The following is a 15,927-nucleotide window of genomic DNA, read 5'->3' as shown; positions in this document are numbered from 1 at the left end:
ACTTCTGCAAACGGCTGCAAACGGCCGCGACACGGCGGAACGGGGCCGCGCGGCGCACTCGCGCGCGACCCCGTTCCCCGGGAAACGCCCGTCCTCAGCTCTTCGGCTGCGGCTCCTCGGCCGGGCAGCGGATGCCCCGCTTGGGCACGGTCAGCGAGATGAGGTAGGCGTCCATGACCTTGGTGGTGCACTCGGTCATGCCGTAGATGCCGTGGCCCCACCCCTCGTACGTGAGCAGCGTCGCCTTCGGGCCGAGCTGCCTGGCCACGTTCGCCGACCACTGGTACGGCGTGTCGGGGTCGTGCTTGGACGTGGCCACCAGCAGCGGCGCCTTGCCCTTGTAGCGCAGCCGGTGCTGCGCATTGGTCACCGGGTGGCCCTGGCAGATCGGCATGTCGCCCATCGGCATCGGGTTGTAGCGGACGTCGGGCGCCACCGCGTTGGCGGCCCGCATGATGGCGGCGTACTCCTTGTCGCGCAGGCCCAGGTCGAAGTCCTGGCACAGGATCGCGGTGGGCAGCTCGGCCCACCTGCCGTTCACCGGGCCGTTGCCGGGCGGGCCCGGCATGTCGTCCGGCACGGGACCGCCGTCCAGCGCGAGCAGCACCTGGGCCTCCAGATGCCAGTTCGGCGCCTCGTTCATGATCACGGCGAGCCAGAGCAGGTTGTGGGCGCTCACTTTGTCGTCGCCGCCCGGCCAGACGAGCTGTCCTCGCTCGGCCTTGGCGAGGAGCTTCTTCCACAGCGCGCGGATGTCGCGGCCGTTCAGGACGCAGTCTGCGGAGCGCTCGCACCAGGCCACGAACTCGTCGAAGCTGTCCTGGACGGTGGCCGCCTCGCTCACCTGGAACGCCTTGACGTTCAGGCTGTGATCCATGTTGCTGTCCAGCACCATGGCGCGGATGCGGTTCGGGAACAGCTCGGCGTACATCTGCTGGGCGAGCGTGCCGTAGGAGACGCCGTACGAGGTCAGCTTCGCTTCGCCCAGCGCGGCGCGGATGGCGTCCATGTCGCGGGCGACGTTGACCGAGTCGAGGTGGTCGTAGAGGGGGCCGGTGCGCTTGCGGCAGTCGGCGCGCAGCTTCTTGTCGAAGGCCAGCCACTTGTCGAAGTCGGCCTGGCTCTTCATCACCGGGTCCGGCATCTGGTTGTAGACCGAGGCGGTGCAGGTGACCGAGCCGCTGCGGGCGACGCCGCGCGGGTCGTAGCCGACGATGTCGAAGCGCTTTTGGATCTCCTCGCTGAACCCGCTGGGGCGCAGGATGCCGTCGACGCCGGAGTTGCCAGGACCGCCGGGGTTGGTGAGCAGCGACCCGATCCGCGCGGAGGGGTCCTTGGCCTTGCGCCGTGCCAGAGCCAGGTCGATGGTGGGCCCGTTGGGCTTGGACCAGTCGACGGGCACTTTCAGCGTGGCGCACTCGACGCTGGGCTCCTCCTTGCACGGCCGCCAGGTGACGCCGCGTTTGCCGACCGCGTCCGTGACGTCCTTGCCTGTCACCGACGCGGTCGCGATGGGGGCCGTCAGCGTGGTGCCCATCATCACGAGCGCGGTGGCGAGCAGGGAGGTCTTTCTCAGCACAGTTCTCCTAACGATGGGGGCCCCTCCGTGATCAATGACCCACGAATGTAACAGCCAAGAGGGGCACACCTGACATCAATTAAGAAAACGGGCAAATGACTACACGGTGGACTCGCGGCTCACCAGCTCGTACGGCGCCACGAACCGCCCCGTCGGCCGCCCGGGGTCGGCGATGCGGGCCGTCACCAGCTCGACCGCCTTCGCGGCCATCCAGGCGTGGTCGGGCGCCACGGTGGTGAGCGACGGCACCAGGTACGCCGCCTCTGCGATGTCGTCGAACCCGGCGAGCCGCACGTCGTCCGGCACCCGCAGCCCCGCGTCGGCCAGGCCGCGCAGCACGCCGATGGCGACGGTGTCGGTCACCGCCACCACGCCGTCGAACGGCCGCCCCGAGGAGGCCAGCCGGTGCGCCGCCTCCCGGCCCGCCTCCATGGTGAGCGTGTCCAGCTCCACGCGCAGCCCGGGGTCGGCGTCGAGGCCGCGGGCGGCCAGCGCCGACAGGTAACCGTGGTGGCGGGCGGTCACCATGTTCAGCCCCCAGTCGAGGCGGCCGGTGACGATCGCGACGGCGCGGCAGCCCCGGTCGAGCAGGTGGGCGGTGGCCGCCGCGGTGGCCTCCTCGTTCGGCATGGCGACATGGTCGAAGCGCCCGGCGAAGTCCTGCTCGCCGAGCATGACGATCGGATGGTCGCCCTCGGGCGGCACCCGCTCGCGGCCGTCCAGCCCGACCGCGCTGAGGATCAGCCCGTCGAACTGCAACGTCCGCGCGTGGGCGATCGCGTCGATCTCGCCGGACGCCGCCGCCCCGGTCTGCTCGATCGCGACGTGGAAGCCGCGCCGCCCGGCCGCCTCGATGACGTGGGAGGCGAGCCGCCCGAAGTAGGGCCGGTCGATCTCGGGCACGGCCAGCCCGATCACGCCGGTGCGCCCCGACCTGAGCGTGCGGGCCGAGACGTTGACCCGGTAGCCCGAGCGCTCGATGGCCTCGCGCACGCGGCGGCGCACCGGCTCGCTGACTCCGCCGCGGTTGTTCACCACGTTGGAGACCGTCATCTTCGACACCCCGGCCAGCCGGGCGACGTCGTCCATCGTCACCATGCCGCCGAGAGTAGCGCCGCGGCTCAGGCCGGGCGCGCCTGCACGGCGGCGAAGGCTCAGGATGGGCTCGCCTCGACGGCGACGAACGCTCAGGCCAGGCGCGCTCAGGCCAGGCGCGCCTCCACGGTGACGAAGGAGTGTGCCGGCAGGTGCACGCGCAGCCCGGACGCGGTCGCCGTGACCTGCTCGTGCGGGCGCGGCGCCACCGCTTCGGGCGCGTCCGGGGTGTTGTGCGCGCGCAGCTCACCGGCGGTGAGGATGCGGGCGCGCGGCTCGGCGATCGCGCCGCCGCGCAGGTCCAGCTCGACGTCGGCGGCCTCGCCCGCGTCCACGTTCGACAGCGACACCAGCAGCCTGCCGTCCTTCCTGCTGGCCGACAGCGACACCGTGCGCAGCTCCGTCCCGTCCACCTGCCGGGCGGGCAGGCCGCCGGGCAGGTCCACCCGCAGCGAGGCGGCGTCCTGGTGGCCCTTGTTCATCTCGAACACGTGGTACGTCGGCGTGCGCACCAGCGCGCCCGAGTCGGGGTCGGTGAGGATCATCGCCTGCAGCACGTTCACGGTCTGCGCGATGTTGGCCATGACCAGGCGGTCGGCGTGCTTGTGGAAGACGTCGAAGTGCAGGCTCGCCACGAGCGCGTCGCGCAGCGTGTTCTGCTGGTAGAGGAAGCCGGGGTTGGTGCCGGGCTCGACGTTCCACCAGGTGCCCCACTCGTCCAGCACCAGGCCCACGTTCTTGCCCGGGTCGTAGCAGTCCATCACGTTGGAGTGACCGGTGATCAGCTCGTCCACGCGGGCGGCCTGCACCATCGTGCGGTAGTGGTCGTCCACGCCGAACTCGGTGGCCGAGCCCTTGTCCTGCCAGGTGCCGGGGATCGTGTAGTAGTGGAACGACAGCGCCTGCATGAACGGCGCCGGCCGGTAGGCGCAGCCCAGCTCGCCGAGCTGCTTCATCAGCGTCTCGGTCCAGGCGTAGTCGGCGCCGTTGGCCCCGGCCGCGATGCGGTAGAGCTTGTTGTCGCCGTGGTCGCGGCAGTAGGTGCCGAAACGGCGGGCCTCGGCGGCGTACTGCTGGGCGCTCATGTTGCCGCCGCAGCCCCACGCCTCGTTGCCCAGTCCCCAGAAGCGCACCCGCCACGGCTTCTCGCGCCCGTTGGCCTTGCGCAGCCGCACCATCGGCGAGTCGCCCTCGCGGGTCAGGTACTCGACCCAGTCGCTCATCTCCCGGACGGTGCCGGAGCCGACGTTGCCGCTGATGTACGGCTCCGCGCCGAGCAGCTCGCACAGCGCCATGAACTCGTGGGTGCCGAAGTGGTTGTTCTCCTCGACGTTGCCCCAGTGGGTGTTGACCATGACGGGACGGCTCTCCTTGGGGCCGATGCCGTCCATCCAGTGGTACTCGTCGGCGAAGCAGCCGCCGGGCCAGCGCAGGTTGGGGATGTTCAGGGCGCGCAGCGCCTCGACGACGTCGAGCCTGATGCCGCCCTCGTTGGGCAGGTCGCTGTCCTCGCCCACGTAGAAGCCGCCGTAGATGCAGCGGCCCAGGTGCTCGGCGAAGTGGCCGTACAGGTGGCGGCTGATCACGGGACCTGGGACGTCGACGTTGATGATGGCGGACACGGTGACAGGGCTCATCGAACGCTTTCCTCGCGGTTAGGGTGCCGGTCGGAGCGACTTTATCGATAAACCTCCCTCCTTGACCATCCCCGGACACCAGTGCAGACCCTGGACTTCCAGGGACGGCGCACCCGCACCGTCCGGGTCAGCACGCCGCTCTCGCTTTCCCGAGGCAACGCTCACCGCTCCACCTCCCAGCGCGCGCCCGCCGCCCGAGCGGCGGGCGAAGGCGAGCAGCAGCGCTTCGAGCGCGGCAACCCGGTAGCGCGGTAGCGCTGCGGGCGGCGGCAGGGCGGGGCGAGAGGCAGCGGCGCAGTGGCACGGCGGGCGGCGGCGCCCCGGTGGCGCGGCGGCATGGCGGCGTGGCGGCGGGTCAGGTGCCGCCGGTCAGGTCGCGCCGGCGGCGTAGCAGCGCAGCGCGCTGGACGTGCGCCCTGACGGTCAGCGCCAGCGCCACCACGACGACCGGCGCACCGGCCCCCAGCGCCACCCCGAGCCCTTCGCCGCGCTGGACGGCCAGCACGATGAGGAGCGTGGTCGTCGAGGCGGAGGCGACCAGCGCGAGCCACCCGGCCACCACCCGGTCGGTCGCGAACAGCGCCACCCGCCGCCGCAGCAGCCACCCGCCGTAGCAGGCCCAGCCCAGGCAGAACGCGGCGAGCAGGCCGAACGCCAGATGCGTGCGTCCCGGCAGCGGCCCGGGCTCGGTCGCCCACAGCCCCACGACGAACAGCGCGCCCGCCACCCCGGCGATCAGCGCGGCCATCGCGCGGATGCGCCGGGCGGGCGACAGCGCGGGTTCGAGCCGTTCCAGCAGTTCACGCGCCGGCAGGCGCGGCTCCTCGTTCGTCATGGCCGGTACCCCTTCTCCTCCAGGCGGGCGCGCATCAGCCGCCGCGCCCTGCTCAGCCGGGACTTGACCGTGCCCGCCGGGATTCCGCAGATCTGCGCGCAGTCCTCGACGGGCAGGTCCTCCAGGTAGTGGAGGACGAGGATCTCCCGCTCGGGCGGAGGCAGCAGCGCCAGCGCGGCGATCAGCTCGGCGCGGTCGAGCGCCGCGCCCGCCGGGTCGGCGGCGGTCTCGTCCCCGGCCGGGGCGGGCGGCTCGGCGTACCGGCCGCGCAGCCGGTCCATGACGGACCTGCGGGCGATGGTGAACAGCCAGGGCGCGAACCTGTCCGGCTCGCGCAGGCGCGGCAGGCCGCGCACCACGGCCAGCCATACCTCCTGGCTCACGCCGTCGGCCCGCTCGGCGTCCAGCATGCGCCGCACGTACGTCCACACCGGCGTGCGCCAGCGGGACACGAGCTCGGCCAGCGCGTCCCGCTCACCTAGCTGGGCGCGTACGACCAGCAGCTCATCGGTCATCTCGTCCTCCTGTCACCCTGCTCAGTCGGGCGGGAGGCCGATCCGGTTCACGGGGCGGTTCAGCAGCCGGTCATTCTGCGGCGCAGACGGGCGCGAGGGCCAGGGTCAGGGCGTCGCGGTGCAGGCGGTCGAGCCCGGCGCGGGTCTCGGCGGCGCGGCGGGCCTCGGCGAGGGCGGGCGTGCAGCGCCGCGGCACCCCGCGTACCGGCTCGGTCTCCTTGAGCAGGCGGAGCAGGCGCGGGGTCAGCAGGTCGAGCCGCGGGCGCACGTCGGCGGCCAGGTCGGGGCGCGGGTGCGGGAGCAGGGCGGGGCGGGCCCGCCAGCGTTCGTGCAGGCCGCGCCGCACGTGCTCGGCCGCCGCGATCTGGGCGCGGAAGAACCCCACGCCGGTCGGGACGGGCAGGCCGATCTCGACGGAGTGCTCGGCCACGGCGTCGAGCAGCTCGCGCTGCCCGGCCGGGTCGGCGACGAGCGTGGCGGTGCCGAATTCGGCGGCGGCGACCGCGTCGGCGAGCAGCAGCCGGCGTACGGTCAGGTCGGCCAGCTCGGGCAGCTCCTCGAGCCCTGCGGGTCCGGGCAGCGCCGGGTCGTCGGCGGCGGTGCGCCCGGATCCCTGGGTGGGCGCGGTGGTGACGGCGAAGAGTACGGCGGCGATGGCCGCGGCGTGGCAGGCCAGGGGTAGCGCCTGACGAGGCATGAGGACGACTCCTGTGCGTGAATCCTTGACAACGCACCGTACATGCCCTCGGCGCCGGTCCACCATCCGCCCATGCGCCTCGTGACGGCGAGGACACCCCGGCATGGCCGTTTCAGGACGATTCACCGCGCAAAATCCGCGACTTATGACAAACTTCCCTCTCACCTATCATCTCACCCATCAAGGTGCAAAGGTGGCGAATCGCTATCTGTATCTGGCACGGCACGGCGAGGCGATCGACGAGGGCGAGCTGAGCCCGATCGGGCGCGAGCAGGCCGAGCTGCTGGGACGGCGGCTGGCGGAGCACCCCATCACGGCGGTGCACCACAGCCCGCTCCCCCGGGCCGCGGCCACCGCCGAGATCGTGGCCGCCCATCTGCCCGGCGCCGCCGTACGATCCGGCGAGGTGTACGGCGACTACGTGCCCGCCGCGCCCCCGCGCGAGGAGCTGCCGCCCCGGCACGCCGCGTTCCTCGACGGCTTCACCGAAGCGGAGCTGGCCTCGGGCCCGCCGCTGGCCGCCGAGGCGATCGCCCGGCACGCCGGCCCGGCCGCCGCCGAGACCCACGAGCTGATCGTGACGCACAACTACCTCATCGCCTGGTTCGTCCGGCACGCGCTGGGTGCGCCCGACGCCCGGTGGATGGGGCTCAACCAGGGCAACTGCGCGCTCACCGCGATCCTCTACCGTCCCGAGGCGCCGCCGTCGCTGCTGTTCTTCAACGACATGAGCCACCTGCCCCCGGATCTGCGCTGGACCGGCTTCCCCGCAGCGCTGCGGGCGTGAGCCGTCTACGGTTGGAACTGCGACGCCCGGCACGACCCTCGGGCGCGGCCACGGAAGGAAGCGACCCCGCCATGGGCCTGGAGATGGAGAGCCGGCGCTCCGACTCGCCGTACATCGAGCGGGTCTGGCGCAGCCGCAGCAGCGGCGTCTCGCAGATGCTGTCGGTCGCCTCCGCCCGCCTTGAGCTGGTCTTCTGGGAGCAGCAGGGCCGGATGAACGTGGCCGTGCAGGGGCCGGAGACGCGGGCGAGCCGGGCGCCGGTGCCCGAGGAGGCCACGTTCATCGGGATCAGCTTCGCGCTGGGCGTGTCGATGCCGCACCTGCCGCTGGCGGAGCTGGTGGACGGCAACCTGGTGATCCCCGGAGCCACGCGGCGCTCGTTCCACCTGAAGGGGTCGTCGTGGCAGGTGCCGGGCTTCGACGACGCCGAGTCGTTCGTGGAGCGGCTGGTGCGCGCGGAGGTGCTGGTGCGCGATCCGCTGGTGGCCTCGGGCGGAGGCCCGGTGTCCATGGTGTCGGAACGTACGGTGCAGCGGCGCTTCCTCGCGGCCACCGGGCTGACGAGGAACGCGGTCCGGCAGATCGACCGCGCCAGGGCGGCGGCGGTGCTCATCCAGGAGGGGGTGCCGGCGGTCGAGGTCGTGCACCGGCTCGGCTACTTCGACCAGCCGCACCTGGCACGGTCGCTGGCCCGCTTCGTCGGCCGCACCGCCACCCGCCTCGCCGCGCCGGACGCGTCCGAGCCGCTCTCCCTCATCTACCGCAGCGAGGGGTTCTGAGGCGCGTCGTCCCCGTCGAGGCCGCGATGCGCCCATGCCGACCCGATCAGCAGGGTCGCGACGGTGACGACCGCGACGGCGATCACGGCGCCGTACATGCCGTCGCCTGAGACGAAGGACACGGCCGCGCCGGCCGCCAGGACCACGGTGAGAAGGAACGCGATCGGCGCGAAGCGCCTGTGCACATGCCGCCACGCGGCATCGCTCGCCATGGAGCGCCGCGTCCGCAGGCGCGAACGTACCAAGCCGAAGCGAGACGGCCTGGAGCCCGCACGGAATCGCATTCACGAGCGCTTTCCCGGCGCCGTTTCACCGGCCTCGCGCCGCACGATTGACAACGATGTCTTGACAATGCGTTCACCGCTTGAAACTTTCCTTAGTGATCGGGGCTGACAACGTTGTCAAGCAATCCCGCGCAAGAAAGGTGACCCCCCGTGAAGCGCCCTCTCATCACGGCGGTCTTATCGCCCGTCGTCGCCCTCCTCATCGCCACCCCGGCCGCGTACGCGCTCTCGTCGGGAGCAGCGGGCCCCGAGCCCGTTCCCAACCCGGGACCGTCCGGCACCCCCGCACCCGGCCCCTCCTACAGCCCGCCGCCCGCCCCCGCGCCGTCCGAGCCGCCGCCGCCCGAGCAGGCGCAGCGCAGGGCCGCCCAGGACGGCCAGGCCCTGGCCAAGGACGAGGGCGCGGCCTTCGCCAGCTCCTTCGAACCCGGCGACCCCGCACCGGCCTGGACCGACACCTCCGAGAAGTCCCGAGGCGTCACCGGCGCCATGCCCGGCATCATCGAAGGCAGCATCGTCGAGAAGATCTCCCAGGTGACCTCCAGCGGCGAGAACGCCTCAGGCGGCGAGGTCCGCGAGAACCTGGCCGACAGTGACGCCGGCACCAAGTGGCTGGTCTTCTCCGGCACCGGCTGGGCCGCGTACGCGCTGTCGGAGCCCGTCGCGGTCACCCGCTACGCGCTGACCTCCGCCGACGACTCCCCCGAACGCGACCCGCGCGACTGGGAGCTGCAGGGCTCGCAGGACGGCACGACCTGGACGACGCTCGACACCCGCACCGGCGAGACGTTCACCGCCCGCCACCAGCGCAAGGAGTACCGCTTCCCCAACACCACCGCCTACGCCCACTACCGGCTGAACGTCACCCGCATCGGCGGCGGCTCGACGCTGCAGCTGGCCGAGTGGGAGCTGTCCGACGGCAGCACGGGCGCGCCACCGCCCAGCGACATGCGCAGCCGGATCGGCACCGGCCCCACCCGCGGCCACACCGCCAAGCCGCGCGCCGGCTTCACCGGCCTGCACGCGCTGCGCTACTCCGGCGGCACCACGCGCAAGAACGGCGGGCACGCCACGAACAAGGTGTTCGACGTGGACATCCCGGTCACGGCCACGACCGAACTGTCCTACGTGGTCTTCCCCGAGTTCACCGGCGCCGACCTGCGCTACCCCAGCACGTACGTCTCGATCGACCTGGCCTTCGCAGACGGCACCTACCTCAGCGACCTGAAGGCGACCGACCAGCACGGCGTCCGGCTCGACCCGCGCGCGCAGGGCGAGTCGAAGACCCTCTACGCCGACCAGTGGAACTACAAGCGGTCCAGGATCGGCGAGGTGGCCAAGGGCAAGCGCATCAAGCGCATCCTGGTGGCCTTCGACACGCCCGCGGGCGAGGCCGGGTTCCGCGGCTGGGTGGACGACATCAGGATCGTCTCCGAGCGCAAGCGCCGCCCGTACGAGGGGCGCGGCGAGCGCCGCACCTCGCCGTCGCAGTACGTGGTCACCACCCGCGGCACCCACTCCACCGGCGGGTTCTCGCGCGGCAACACCTTCCCGGCCACGGCGGTGCCGCACGGCTTCACCTTCTGGACGCCGATGACCGACGCCGGCTCGACCCGCTGGCTGTACGAGTACCACCGTGGCAACAACGCCGCCAACCTGCCGGAGATCGAGGCGTTCACGGCCAGTCACGAGCCGAGCCCGTGGATCGGCGACCGGCAGACGTTCCAGTTCATGCCGTCGGCCGCCGAAGGGGTGCCCGACCCGTCGCGCACGGCCCGCGCGCTCCCCTTCCGCCACGAGCGCGAGGTGGCGAGCCCGCACCTGTACGCGGTCACGTTCGAGAACGGGCTGAAGACCGAGATCGCGCCCGCGGACCACGCGGCGCTGGCCCGCTTCGCCTTCCCCGGCGACGCCGCCAAGCTGATCTTCGACAACGTCGACGACCGCGGCGGCCTCACCCTCGACGTCGAGAACGGCGTCGTCACCGGCCACTCCGACGTGCGCACCGAGTCGTCGAACGGCGCGACCCGCATGTACTTCTACGCCGTCTTCGACCGCCCGGTCACCGGCGGCGGCAAGCTGACCGGCCAGGGCCGCGACAACGTGCTCGGCTACCTCGCCTTCGACGCGGGCAAGAGCCGCCAGGTCAGCATGCGCATCGCGTCCTCGCTGATCAGCGTGGAGCAGGCGCGGAAGAACCTGGAGCTGGAGATCTCCGCGTCCGACACGCTGGAGAAGGTCAGCGAGCGCGCCCGCAAGGCGTGGGACGCCAAGCTCGGCGTCATCGAGGTGGAGGGCGCGAGCGAGGACCAGCTCGTCACGCTCTACTCGAACCTGTACCGGCTGTTCCTGTATCCGAACTCCGCGCACGAGAACACCGGCACCGCCGAGCGGCCCGTCTACCGGCACGCCGTGCAGTCCTCCACCTCCACCGACATCCCGGCCGAGCCGCGGGTGGCCGACGGGAAGGTGTACGTCAACAACGGCTTCTGGGACACCTACCGCACCACCTGGCCGGCGTACGCGCTGCTCACGCCGAAGGCGGCGGGCGAGATGGTGGACGGGTTCGTGCAGCAGTACCGGGACGGCGGCTGGATCGCCCGCTGGTCCGCGCCCGGCTACGCGGACGCGATGGTCGGCACCAGCTCCGACGTCGCCTTCGCCGACGCCTACCTCAAGGGCGTGTCCGGCTTCGACGCGAAGAAGGCGTACGAGGCGGCGGTGAAGAACGCCACCGTCACGCCGCCTGCCCGGCACGTGGGCCGCAAGGGGCTGTCCACCTCGGCCTTCCTCGGCTACACGTCGATCCAGTCGACCGGCGAGGCCATGTCGTGGGCGCTGGACGGCTACATCAACGACTTCGGCATCGCCAACATGGCCGAGGCGCTGGCCGCCCGCGCCAAGGGCGCCGAGCGCGCCCGCTACCTGGAGGAGGCCGAGTACTTCAGGAACCGGGCGCTCGGCTACGTGCACATGTTCGACCCGGCGACCCGCTTCTTCCAGGGCCGCAACGCCGACGGCTCCTTCCGCCGCCCGCCGCAGGAGTACGACCCGCGCGTCTGGGGCTTCGACTACACCGAGACCAACGGCTGGAACATGGCCTTCCACGTGCCGCAGGACGGCGCCGGCCTGGCCGCGCTCTACGGCGGCAGGGACGAGCTGGCGGCCAAGCTGGACGCGTTCTTCGCCGATCAGGAGACGGCGCTGTTCCCCGGCTCGTACAGCGGGGTCATCCACGAGATGCGCGAGGCCCGCGACGTGCGGATGGGCCAGTACGGGCACAGCAACCAGCCGTCGCACCACATTCCGTACATGTACACCTACGCGGGCCAGCCGTGGAAGACGCAGGCCAAGGTCCGCGAGGCGCTCTCGCGGCTGTACCTGGGCAGCGAGATCGGCCAGGGCTACGCCGGTGACGAGGACAACGGCGAGATGTCGGCCTGGCAGGTGTTCTCGGCGCTCGGCTTCTACCCGCTGCAGATGGGCAGCCCGTACTACGCGATCGGCTCGCCGCTGTTCGAGAAGGCGACGCTGCGCCTGGAGAACGGCAGGAAGCTGGTGATCAAGGCGCGCAACAACAGCGCGCGCAACGTCTACGTGCAGGGGCTGAAGGTCGACGGCAAGCCGTACGGCAAGACGTACCTGCCGCACGACCTGCTCGCCAAGGGCGCCGAGCTGGAGTTCGAGATGGGGCCGCGGCCGTCGCGCTGGGGCACCGGCAAGGACGCCGCGCCGCCGTCGATCAGCCGTGGCGACCGGGTGCCCGAGCCGCTGGGCGACCTGACGCGGCCCGCCGACGCGCCGGGCGAGGTCGCCGCGCTGTTCGACGACGACTCCGCGACCCGGGCGGCGCTGCCGGAGACGGTGACGTACGCGTTCGGCGAGCGGCGGCGGGCCGCCTTCTACACGCTGACCTCCGGCGCCGAGGAGGCCGGCGACCCGGCCGGCTGGGTGCTCGAAGGGTCGAACGACGGCACCCGGTGGAAGGTGCTGGACGAGCGGTCGGGCGAGAGGTTCGCCTGGCGGCTGCAGACCCGGCCGTTCAAGATTCCCAAGCCTGGCGCGTACGCGCAGTACCGGATCAGGTTCACCGGCGGCGGGTCGCTGGCGGAGATCGAGCTGCTCGCGCCCGCGCCGCCCGCGACCTCGCCGATCGCGCTGACCGCTCCCCCGGCGGTGGCCGGGCCCGGCGAGCAGGTGAGCGTGCCGGTGACCGTGGCCAACCACTCCCGCGGCTCCGCCAAGGGTCAGGTCGTCGCGGGCGTGCCCGAAGGCTGGACGGCCGAGCCCGCGTCGGCGGCGTTCGGGCCGCTCACCTCGGGGGCGTCACAGACGGTGACGTTCCGGGTGAACGTGCCGGCCTCGGCCGCGCCCGGCGCGCATCGCGTACGCTTCTCCACCGCCGGCACCGGCCTCGGCGTCGCGGAGAAGCAGGTGACGGTCATCGTGATCGGCGACACCGTGGAGTTCACGCCCGGCACCGCGGCGGAGGAGCCGTGGCTGCTCGACGAGGACGGCTCGCAGCTCGACGGCGAGGTCTTCGACGGGCGGGCCCGCTTCACCGACGGCGACAGCCACGCCGTCTACCGCTTCGCGCTGCCGTCCGACGTGCGCGGCGGCACGCTCACGCTGGACATCGGCAACCAGTTCCTGGTGGACGTCTCCACCGACGGCGAGAACTGGCGGACGGTGCTCCGGGAGAGCGAGAACGTGCGCGACCTGTCCAACCGCTCGCCTCGCACGCTCGACCTGGGCGAGCTGCTGGGCGACGGCCACACCTTCTACCTGCGGATCGGCGACAGCCGCCCGGAGGACGGCTGGGGCTCCTGGCTGGCCAGGGTCCGCCTCGACCTGACCCGCACCACCTGACCCCCGGCAAGGGGCCGCCCGCCGCTCCGGCGCCTGACCGGCGCGGCGGGCGCCCCCGCACCCCATCTCACTGGAACGCGGGCGCGGCACCTCCCCGCGCCCCTCCTTGAACGGCCCACCGGTTTCGATCACCCCGACAGCCACTCCGCATCCCACGCCCCTTGCGCCCGCACCCCTCGCGGCACACGTACCCTCGGCCCTCGCGCCCCGCGTCACGCGGCCCTCGCGTCACGCGGCCCTCGCGTCACGCGCGCCCGGACCCGCGCTCCCCGAGCATCACCGCAGCGGCGGACAAATACCAGAAAGGATTCGTTATTCGCCCGCAATAAGCACACAATAAACAATTTATTTTAGGCTGCTATGATGGTTTTGGAGTGGTGATTTGCGCGCTTAACATCAGCGTTCCCGAACATTTCCTGAAAGGAACGCACCGTACATGCGAGACGCGCAACCAAGCCAGACCGCGCTCATGGCCGCCGCCGCCCGCGCCGCCCACCTCATCGTGGACGCCGAGCCGTTCCTTTTCCGCGACACCCTGGCCGCCCGGCTGCTCGGCGCCCTGGCCGACGAGCCGATCGGCTACCACCGCCGCTTCGGCGAGCACCCCATCCTGGCGGGCACCCGCGCCCAGGTGACCACCCGCAGCGCCTACATCGAGCGGCGTGCGGCGGAGGCGGCCGAGGCGGGCGTGCGCCACCACGTGCTGCTGGGCGCGGGGCTCGACACCTACGCCTGGCGGGCGCGGCCGGACGTCAGGGTGATCGAGGTGGACCACCCGGACACCCAGCGGTGGAAGCGCGAGCTGATCGCCGCGGCGGGCCTCGATCAGCCGTCCGGCCTGACGTTCGCGCCGCTCGACTTCGAATCCGGCGACCTGCCGCAGGCGCTGCGCGAGGCCGGGCTCAGCGACGGCGAGCCCGCGTTCGTGAGCTGGCTCGGCGTCACCATGTACCTCACCGAGGAGGCCGTCGCCGCCACCCTCGCCGCGCTCGGCCGCCTGCCCGCGGGCAGCGAGCTGGTCATGGAGTACGCCCTGCCGCCCGAGCTGCGCGACGCGCGCGGCGCCTCGTACGCCGGCCACGCGGCCGGGGCGGCCGCCGAGCGCGGCGAGCCGTGGCTGTCGTTCTTCGCCCCCGACGACCTGACGGCCCTGCTCAAGCGGCATGGCCTGGAGGTGGCCGAGCACGTGCGGCAGGCGGACTGCGTCGATCCGGCGCTCTGGCAGCGCGGCGACGCGCTGCGCCCGTCGGACGTGTGCCGCCTCGTGCGCGCCACGGTCACCGCCTGACCTAAAAAAGCGGAAGGTCCAGAAAAGGTACGCGTTCGTCCTGGTGGGCGGCGCGGCGTCCGGCCGCACCGCCCACCTCTTGCTACTCTCTGCACCTGAATGGTGACGTTTAGTACGGTGAGGAGCTCGTTGTGAAGGTCGCCTGCGTCGGCGGCGGACCCGCCAGCCTGTATTTCTCCATCCTGATGAAGCGGGTGGACCCCTCCCACGAGATCACCGTCTACGAGCGTTACCCGGCCGGCGCCACCTACGGGTGGGGGGTGACGTACTGGGAGGAGCTGTTCGACTACCTGCACGAGGTCGATCCCGAGTCCGCGCGCGCCATCGGCGAGTCGTCCGTGCGGTGGGACAGCTGGGTCGTGCACGTGCAGGACCGCGCGACCGTCGTCGTCGAGCACGGCGACGAGGGGTTCGGCGTCGGGCGGCAGCGCATGCTCGACATCCTCGCCGCGCGGGCCACGGAGCTCGGCGTGCGCATCGAGTACGAGCGCGAGATCACCGCCGAGGCGGAATTCCCTGACGCCGACCTGGTGGTGGCCGCCGACGGCATCAACAGCGTGCTGCGCGAGCGGGACGCCGGGCATTACGGCACCGAGGTGTCGGTCGGCCGCAACATGTACATGTGGCTCGGCACCACCAAGGCGCTCGACGCGTTCACCTTCGCCTTCACCGAGACGCCGCACGGCTGGATCTGGGGGTACGGCTACGGCTACGACCCCGGCCACAGCACGTTCATCGTCGAGTGCGCCCCCGACACCTGGCGGGGCCTGGGGCTGGACACGGCGAGCGAGGCCGACGGGCTGGCCCAGCTGGAGAAACTGTTCGCCGAGGTGCTCGACGGCCACCCGCTGCTCACCAGCACGGAGGGCGGCGGCAGCGCGCGCTGGCTGAACTTCCGTACGCTGACCAACCGCAGGTGGTACCGCGACAACGTGGTGCTGCTCGGCGACGCCGCGCACACCACGCACTACTCCATCGGCGCGGGCACCGCGCTGGCGCTGGGCGACGCCGCGTACCTGGTGGAGGCGCTGCACGCCGAGCCCGAGCTGAGCCGCGCGCTGGCCCGCTACGAGCGCGAGCGCCGCGCGGCGATCCGCGTCTCGCAGCGGGCGGCGCGCAACAGCTCCCGCTGGTACGAGAACGTGCCGCGCTACATCGACCTGCCGCCGAAGCAGATGGTCGCGCTGCTCAACGAGCGGCATTCGCGGCTGCTGCCGCTGCTGCCGCCGCGCCTGTACTACTTCCTCGGCCAGTCGGCCGAGAACCTGTCGCTGCTGGCCGCGAAGCTCATCCCCGGGCGGCGCCCCCGGATATCGGAATGAGGTGACCCGGCCTGCGCTGCCGGCGCGAGGCCCGGCCGGCGAGGAACGCCGCCAGCAGCGCCGAGCCGAGCAGGACCGTCTTGGGCCGGGTCACGGCCTTCGTGACCCGCTTCTTGACCCGCGCGCCCATGCCGGGCTTGGGCGATGCGGCCGTCCTCGCCAGCATGACGGCCCGGTCCATGCCGCGCTTCCTGCTCCGCAGCTGCGTCTTCATGCTTCCCCCGCGTGTTCGGCGGCACG

The 15,927-nt window shown here is 72.1% G+C and carries 14 protein-coding genes; 6 read left to right on the top strand and 8 right to left on the bottom strand.

Going from position 1 to position 15,927, the window contains the following annotated elements; all coding sequences use genetic code 11:
• Window positions 1-94 precede the first annotated feature (94 nt).
• From WBK31_RS09635 to WBK31_RS09625, 3 genes are all read right to left on the bottom strand, one after another.
• Window positions 95-1,579 (bottom strand): alpha/beta fold hydrolase, encoded by a 1,485-nt coding sequence (locus WBK31_RS09635; RefSeq protein ID WP_364065242.1) that lies wholly within the window; start codon window positions 1,577-1,579, stop codon window positions 95-97.
• A gap of 99 nt (window positions 1,580-1,678) precedes the next feature.
• Entirely contained in the window at window positions 1,679-2,677 is a 999-nt protein-coding gene (locus WBK31_RS09630) for a LacI family DNA-binding transcriptional regulator (RefSeq protein WP_364065245.1), read from the bottom strand.
• A gap of 104 nt (window positions 2,678-2,781) precedes the next feature.
• Entirely contained in the window at window positions 2,782-4,311 is a 1,530-nt protein-coding gene (locus tag WBK31_RS09625) for an alpha-N-arabinofuranosidase (RefSeq protein WP_406674653.1), read from the bottom strand.
• A gap of 81 nt (window positions 4,312-4,392) precedes the next feature.
• Here WBK31_RS09625 and WBK31_RS09620 point away from each other — a divergent pair, with 81 nt between their 5' ends.
• A complete protein-coding gene (locus tag WBK31_RS09620; protein WP_378790050.1) occupies window positions 4,393-4,566 on the top strand; it encodes a hypothetical protein in 174 nt (57 codons plus the stop codon).
• Between the two features lie 100 nt (window positions 4,567-4,666).
• On the opposite strand, the gene WBK31_RS09615 is transcribed toward WBK31_RS09620, so the two are convergent.
• The 3 genes from WBK31_RS09615 to WBK31_RS09605 all read right to left on the bottom strand — a co-directional run bounded on the left by WBK31_RS09615 (window position 4,667) and on the right by WBK31_RS09605 (window position 6,358).
• Window positions 4,667-5,146 (bottom strand): hypothetical protein, encoded by a 480-nt coding sequence (locus WBK31_RS09615; RefSeq protein WP_364065251.1) that lies wholly within the window; start codon window positions 5,144-5,146, stop codon window positions 4,667-4,669.
• Entirely contained in the window at window positions 5,143-5,661 is a 519-nt protein-coding gene (locus WBK31_RS09610; protein WP_364065254.1) for a sigma-70 family RNA polymerase sigma factor, read from the bottom strand. The genes WBK31_RS09615 and WBK31_RS09610 overlap by 4 nt, the downstream gene beginning before the upstream one ends.
• 70 nt (window positions 5,662-5,731) lie before the next feature.
• Window positions 5,732-6,358 (bottom strand): hypothetical protein, encoded by a 627-nt coding sequence (locus tag WBK31_RS09605; protein ID WP_364065257.1) that lies wholly within the window; start codon window positions 6,356-6,358, stop codon window positions 5,732-5,734.
• Between the two features lie 193 nt (window positions 6,359-6,551).
• Here WBK31_RS09605 and WBK31_RS09600 point away from each other — a divergent pair, with 193 nt between their 5' ends.
• Window positions 6,552-7,145, top strand: coding sequence for a histidine phosphatase family protein (locus tag WBK31_RS09600; protein ID WP_406674652.1), 594 nt, complete (start codon window positions 6,552-6,554; stop codon window positions 7,143-7,145).
• A 71-nt stretch (window positions 7,146-7,216) separates the two neighbouring features.
• Window positions 7,217-7,924, top strand: a complete 708-nt coding sequence (locus WBK31_RS09595; RefSeq protein ID WP_364065263.1) for an AraC family transcriptional regulator — start codon at window positions 7,217-7,219, stop codon at window positions 7,922-7,924.
• Here the strand turns inward: WBK31_RS09595 and WBK31_RS09590 are convergent.
• Complete coding sequence (locus tag WBK31_RS09590; protein WP_406674651.1) at window positions 7,903-8,208, bottom strand: SdpI family protein; 306 nt, start codon at window positions 8,206-8,208, stop codon at window positions 7,903-7,905. The genes WBK31_RS09595 and WBK31_RS09590 overlap by 22 nt on opposite strands.
• Before the next feature lie 150 nt (window positions 8,209-8,358).
• Here WBK31_RS09590 and WBK31_RS09585 point away from each other — a divergent pair, with 150 nt between their 5' ends.
• The 3 genes from WBK31_RS09585 (at window position 8,359) to WBK31_RS09575 (ending at window position 15,687) form a co-directional block, all read left to right on the top strand.
• The gene (locus tag WBK31_RS09585; RefSeq protein ID WP_406674650.1) at window positions 8,359-13,077 is read left to right on the top strand and encodes a GH92 family glycosyl hydrolase; all 4,719 of its coding nucleotides are present in this window, start codon (window positions 8,359-8,361) and stop codon (window positions 13,075-13,077) included.
• A gap of 436 nt (window positions 13,078-13,513) precedes the next feature.
• Window positions 13,514-14,365: a class I SAM-dependent methyltransferase gene (locus tag WBK31_RS09580; RefSeq protein ID WP_378790055.1), complete on the top strand. Its 852-nt coding sequence runs from the start codon at window positions 13,514-13,516 to the stop codon at window positions 14,363-14,365.
• 131 nt (window positions 14,366-14,496) lie between these two features.
• The gene (locus WBK31_RS09575; RefSeq protein ID WP_364065271.1) at window positions 14,497-15,687 is read left to right on the top strand and encodes an FAD-dependent monooxygenase; all 1,191 of its coding nucleotides are present in this window, start codon (window positions 14,497-14,499) and stop codon (window positions 15,685-15,687) included.
• On the opposite strand, the gene WBK31_RS09570 is transcribed toward WBK31_RS09575, so the two are convergent.
• Entirely contained in the window at window positions 15,653-15,901 is a 249-nt protein-coding gene (locus WBK31_RS09570; RefSeq protein WP_364065274.1) for a hypothetical protein, read from the bottom strand. The genes WBK31_RS09575 and WBK31_RS09570 overlap by 35 nt on opposite strands.
• Between the last annotated feature and the right edge of the window lie 26 nt (window positions 15,902-15,927).

Origin of the sequence: Nonomuraea sp. N2-4H, from assembly GCF_045291505.1 — a bacterium.
In the GTDB taxonomy this organism is placed as follows: Bacteria; Actinomycetota; Actinomycetes; order Streptosporangiales; family Streptosporangiaceae; genus Nonomuraea; species Nonomuraea fastidiosa.
Note: the sequence above shows the minus strand (reverse complement) of the source record. Positions and strands in the feature narration are given on the sequence as shown.